Annotated in this window: 4 protein-coding genes; 1 reads left to right on the top strand and 3 read right to left on the bottom strand. The window is 64.8% G+C overall.

Features of this window, described 5'->3' with window-relative positions:
• Positions 1–147, top strand: a 147-nt coding sequence (locus EN738_RS30695; protein ID WP_189606051.1) for a 2-oxo acid dehydrogenase subunit E2, incomplete at its 5' end; no start/stop codon positions are given.
• A gap of 107 nt (positions 148–254) precedes the next feature.
• Here the strand turns inward: EN738_RS30695 and EN738_RS30690 are convergent.
• From EN738_RS30690 to EN738_RS30680, 3 genes are all read right to left on the bottom strand, one after another.
• Positions 255–1,592 carry an HlyD family type I secretion periplasmic adaptor subunit gene (locus tag EN738_RS30690; RefSeq protein ID WP_127286882.1) on the bottom strand — a complete coding sequence of 446 codons (1,338 nt, stop codon included), beginning with the start codon at positions 1,590–1,592 and terminating at the stop codon, positions 255–257.
• A gap of 19 nt (positions 1,593–1,611) precedes the next feature.
• Positions 1,612–3,306 carry a type I secretion system permease/ATPase gene (locus tag EN738_RS30685; RefSeq protein ID WP_127286883.1) on the bottom strand — a complete coding sequence of 565 codons (1,695 nt, stop codon included), beginning with the start codon at positions 3,304–3,306 and terminating at the stop codon, positions 1,612–1,614.
• 180 nt (positions 3,307–3,486) lie between these two features.
• Positions 3,487–5,100 (bottom strand): VCBS domain-containing protein, encoded by a 1,614-nt coding sequence (locus EN738_RS30680; protein ID WP_281034334.1) that lies wholly within the window; start codon positions 5,098–5,100, stop codon positions 3,487–3,489.
• Between the last annotated feature and the right edge of the window lie 2 nt (positions 5,101–5,102).

The raw sequence follows: 5,102 nt of genomic DNA, 5'->3' as shown, positions 1-5,102 counted from the left end.
GTGGTGAAGAACGGCGAGATCAAGATCGCCAACGTCATGTCGGTGACGCTGTCGACCGACCACCGCGCCGTCGACGGCGCGCTCGGCGCCGAACTGCTCGGCGCCTTCAAGCGCATGATCGAAAACCCGATGGGCATGCTGGTCTGACTGCCCGATATCACAGGCTCTACCCGGTCGCCGAGCCGGCGCGCGCTTTCAGGCAGAGCCGTGTCCCGGATCAGAACGACCGAGCGTCCCTTTGATCCGGTCCGGGGCTATTTCTGCCGGAAGGCGGTGTGGAACGATGTCACCAGCGGCCCAAGGATATAGTCGAGCGCCGTGCGCTCCTCGGTGACGATCATCACCGAGGCCGGCATGCCGGGATAGAGCGATATCTCAGGGGCGGCCGCCAGTTCGGCCGGATCGACCGCAATGTCGGCGACATAATAGGGAAGGCCGGTCTTGCTGTCGGTGATGCGGTCGGCCGATATGCGGGTGACGTGTCCGTGGATGATCGGTATCGAACGCTGCTTGTAGGAGGTGAAGCGGACTTCGGCCGTCATGTCGGCTCTGAGACTCGATATGTCCTCGACGCGAACCTGCGCCTGGACGATCAGCGAATTTTTGGTCGGCACGATGTCGAGGATGGTCTGGCCCGGCGCGACGATCGCGCCGATCGAGAAGACGGTGAGGTCCATCACCTGGCCGTCATAGGGCGCGCGGACCTCGGCGCGGTCCATGGCGGCCTGAGCCGCGAACATCTTGGGCACCAGGTCGGCGAGATTGGATTGCGTTTCGATCAGCATCGCCGAGAGCTTGGCCCGGCGCTCGTTGGTCAATTGCGCGATCTGGCTCTCGAGTTCGGCCTTGGTCTGCCGGCTGCCGGCGATGGCGCCGAGGTTCTCGTCGATCAGGCCCTGCAGGTCCGAGGCGGATCGGTCGAGTTCCAGGATGCGCGGGCGGGTGGTCAATCCGGCCTTCAGCAGCTTCGACAGGCTCGCCTTCTCGTCGACGGTCGATTGCAACTGGGCACGGTATGAATCGACGCGGGCCTGCTTGCCGTCGATCTGCTCGTCGAGCTCGGCTATCCGCTTCTGGAGGATCTGCCTGGCGCCGGCCATCGAAGCGCGCTGGCTTTCGAGGTCGGCGACCTGGTTGGCCATGGCGTCCTTGAGATAGGCCTGGTGCTCGCCGGCGATGTCCTGAGGGAAGGCAACGTCCTGGCTGCCGTCCAACTCCGCCCGGATCCTGGCGTCGGTGGCGCGCAGCAGCGCATATTGCTGGGCGTAGAGATTGAACTCGGAGCGCAGCCTGGTGTCGTCGAGCAGCAGCAGGACCTGGCCCGTCTTGACGATGTCGCCGTCCTTGACGCGGATCTCTTTCACCGTTCCGCCGTCGAAGTGCTGCAGGCTCTTGCGGTTGCCTTCCACCTTGACCACAGCATCGGCGAGCACGGCGCCGTTCAGCGGGGCGAAGGCCGCCCAGCCGCCGAAGACGCCGAAGAAGGCGAGGATGATCAACAGGCCGATCAGGGCCGGCACCCGGATCGAATCCGGGGCCGGGATACCGGCTTCGCCGGGCAGGCTGCGATAGATGAGGGCGCTGTCGCTCAAACGTCTCTCCCCTCGCAGCTCATTGGGTTGCCACCGCTATTGGAGCCTGGCGCTGGTTGAGCAGTGCCACGATTTCGTTCCGCATGCCGAAGGCTTCGACGGCGCCGTCGCGCAAGAGCAGGATCTTGTCGACATTGGCGAGTGTCGAGGGCCGGTGCGAGACGATGATGACGGTGCTGCCGCGCCTCTTTAGCTCGATCGCGCAGTCGCTCAGCGCGCGGTCGCCATCGGCGTCGAGATTGGAGCTCGGCTCGTCGAGGATGATGAGGTTCGGCGTGCCGAACACGGCCCGGGCAAGGGCGATGCGCTGGCGATAGCCGCCGGACAGCACCGCACCGCCTTCGCCGATCTGCGTCTCGTAGCCCTGCGGCAGACGGATGATCATCTCATGCACGCCGGCCAGCCGCGCGGCCTCGATCACCTCTTGGTCGACATTGGTCTTGAAGCGGCCGATGTTGGCGGCGACGGTGTCGGCGAAGAGCTCGATATCCTGCGGCAGATAGCCAATGTGGTCGCCCAGCGCATCGCGCCCCCAATGCGACATGTCGGCCCCATCCAGCCTGACGGTGCCGCGGCTGGGCTGCATGACGCCCGCCAGATGCCTGGCCAGCGTCGATTTGCCGGCGCCCGAAGGGCCGACGATGCCCAGCGCCTCGCCGGCCTCCAGCCGGAACGACACGTCGCGCAGCAGCACCTTCTGCACACTGGGAACGGCGAAGCTCACCTGCTCGACAGAGATCCTGCCGGTGGGCTTCGGCAGGTTGAAAGACCGCTCGCTTTGCCCGCCGCCATCGACCAGCTTGCGCACCCTCGCAAGTGCGGCGCGCGCCAGGATCAGGCTGCGCCACAGGCCGACGATCTGCTCGACCGGCTGCAGCCCGCGGCCGAGCAACAGGCTGGCCGCGAACATCGAGCCGGCGGTGGTCTGCCGTTCGATGACCAGATAGGCGCCGAGGCCGAGGATGAGCGACTGCATGGTCAGGCGCAGGAAGCGGATCAGCCCCGTCATCAGCGCGGCGCGGTCGCTGGCTTGTGCCTGACGCAAGAGTGCAAGGTTGCGGTCGCGGCCCCAGCGGCGGACGAGGCCGTCGATCATGCCCATGGCGCGCACGACCTCCGAATTCCTGAGGCTCATCTCGGTGAAATTGTAGTTGGTCGTGGCGATGTCGTTGGCCTGCTTCAGCGGCGCGCGCACCAGGTATTCGTTGAGCACGGCCATGGCGATGAGCAGAAGCGCTGAGCCGAGCGCGAAGAAGCCCAGCCAGGGATGCAGCAGGAAGATGATGCCGATGTAGATCGGCGACCAGGGCAGGTCGAACAGCGCGTGGATGCCGCTGCCGGTGATGACCTGGCGGAAGGTGTCGAAGTCGCGGATCGGCTGGCTTTGCGCGGCGCCCTGCGAAGGCGTTTCGACAGATGCGGCGAGGATCCTCGCCGAAAGCAGCCGATCGAGGCGCGCGCTGGCGCGCGTCAGGATCCAGGCGCGCACCAGATCGAGGCCGGCCAGCGCAAGGAAGGCCGCCAGCAGCACGATCGTCAGCATGACCAGCGTCGTCTGGCTGCCGCTGGTAACCACCCGGTCGTAGATCTGCAGCATGTAGAGCGGCGAGGCGAGATAGAGCAGATTGATCGCCAGGCTGAACGCCGCCGCGACCAGGAAATAGCGGCGGCACGCCCCAAGCGCGTCCTTCACGATCTGCGATTTGTTATCGATGCCCAAAATGCCCAGCGGAGAACCGCCCCCTGTCTACACGCCCGAACCGATACTACTCCCGATCTTCCCGCCAGCCACGCGATCCGCTTGTAAACCTGATGTAAACCTTAATTCGCAGGCCGAATCCGCGGCTGGAGAGAGATGAGGTGAGTCGGCGGAGCCGCCGGCTCACCTCCTTCATCACAGCACGAAATCGCTCGCTGTCAGTCCAAGCCCGGTGCCGGTCAGCGTGATCTGGAAGTCGGCCGTCGTGTTGCCGGTCACGTCGACGTGGATGACGGTGTTGCCGCCACTTTCGGACCAGGTGATGCTGTTGGCGACGGTAGCCCCGTTTTGCCCGCCGAACAGGAAGGCCTGATCGCCCGGGGCGGCAGCGGCATCGATCGAGGAGAGGTCGATCTTGTCGACGCCATGTACGAAGTCGGTGATGGTGTCGTTCGCGGCGCTTGCCGGGGAATCCGAGATGGCCGATCCGTAGTAGAACGTGTCGGATCCCGCCCCGCCAGTGAGCGTGTCGGTGCCGACGCCGCCCACCAATCGGTCGTTGCCATCGCCGCCGTTCAGTGTGTCGTTGCCGTCCTGCCCGAACAGCGTGTCGTTACCGGCCAGGCCAAAGATCGAGTCCGCTCCGCCATTGCCGTAGAGGACGTCGTCGCCGTTGTTGTTGCTGGGATCGTTGAGTGTTTCTCCCGCGTTCAAGCCGTTGCTGCCCGTTATGATCTGGAACGTCTCGCTGTACTGATATGCGGGCCCGACCGGGTCGCCGACTTGGGTGGCCTGCACGGTCACGGTGGATATGCTGTTCGTCGTGAGGCTTCCCGAGCTGAGCGTGTTCCCGCTGATCGAAAACAGGTTCGTATTCGATTGCGAGGTGATGCTGTAGACAAAGCTGCCAGGATCTGAGTCGGTCGCGCTCAGGGTTCCCGTGAACTGGAAGGAATTGAAATTCAGATTATCCGTTGTTGTGCTCGGCGTCAGCTGGATATCGGTCGGCGCAAAGCGCGGCGGGCCGTCGTCGGCGCCGGTGATGGAGACCGAGACCAGCTTTGCGGTGCCATCCTCCGAATAGACGGTAAAACTGTCGCTCAAGGGCTGCCCGTTGCTGAGCGCGTTGACCGTCGGGTTCGAATTGTCGAGCGTGTAGGTCCAGACACCGGCTGATGTCACGGTGAAGGTGCCGTAGCCGGACGCACTGGCCGTCGCGGAATTGACGGCCTGGAACGCGTCCGTGGTGTTGTCGACATCGGTCGACAGAAGGTCGCCGGTCGCTGTCGGTGTGCCGCCGCCATTGGAACTGCCCGCTTCGACGACGGTTCCGGTCGCCGTGCCGGTGATCGCCGCGGCATCGTTGGCGCCGTGGATGGTGATGTCGATCACCTGCTGCGTGCCGTCGACGGTGGTGACCGTCACCAGTTCATGCAGCGTGGTGTTCGCGCCGCTGCTGTTCAGCGCCTGAACAGTGGCGTTGCTGTCGTCCAGCGTATAGCTCCAGGTGCCGGCAGCATCGATCGAGAACGTGCCATAGCTCTTGGCCACGGCAGCCTGAACGTTGAAGGTCGCCGCGTTGTCGACATCGGTTGCGTTGAGGTCGCCCGAGGCCGTCGCATCGCCCAGCGTACCGTTGGCAACGCCGCTCTTCTCCGTGACGGACGTGTCCTGGGCGCCGTTGGCCGTGATCACCGCGCTGTCGTTGGTGCCATGGATGGTGACGGTGACGAGCTGGCTGTCGCTGCCGTCGGAGGAGACGGCGGTGAAGCTGTCGGTGATGGTGTCGCCGGCGCCGAGCTGCTGGATGG

The sequence above is a fragment of the Mesorhizobium sp. M4B.F.Ca.ET.017.02.2.1 genome (assembly GCF_003998955.1).
Lineage (GTDB): Bacteria > Pseudomonadota > Alphaproteobacteria > Rhizobiales > Rhizobiaceae > Mesorhizobium > Mesorhizobium abyssinicae.
The sequence above is the reverse complement of the archived record's forward strand: the minus strand, read 5'-3'. Positions and strand labels throughout refer to the sequence as shown.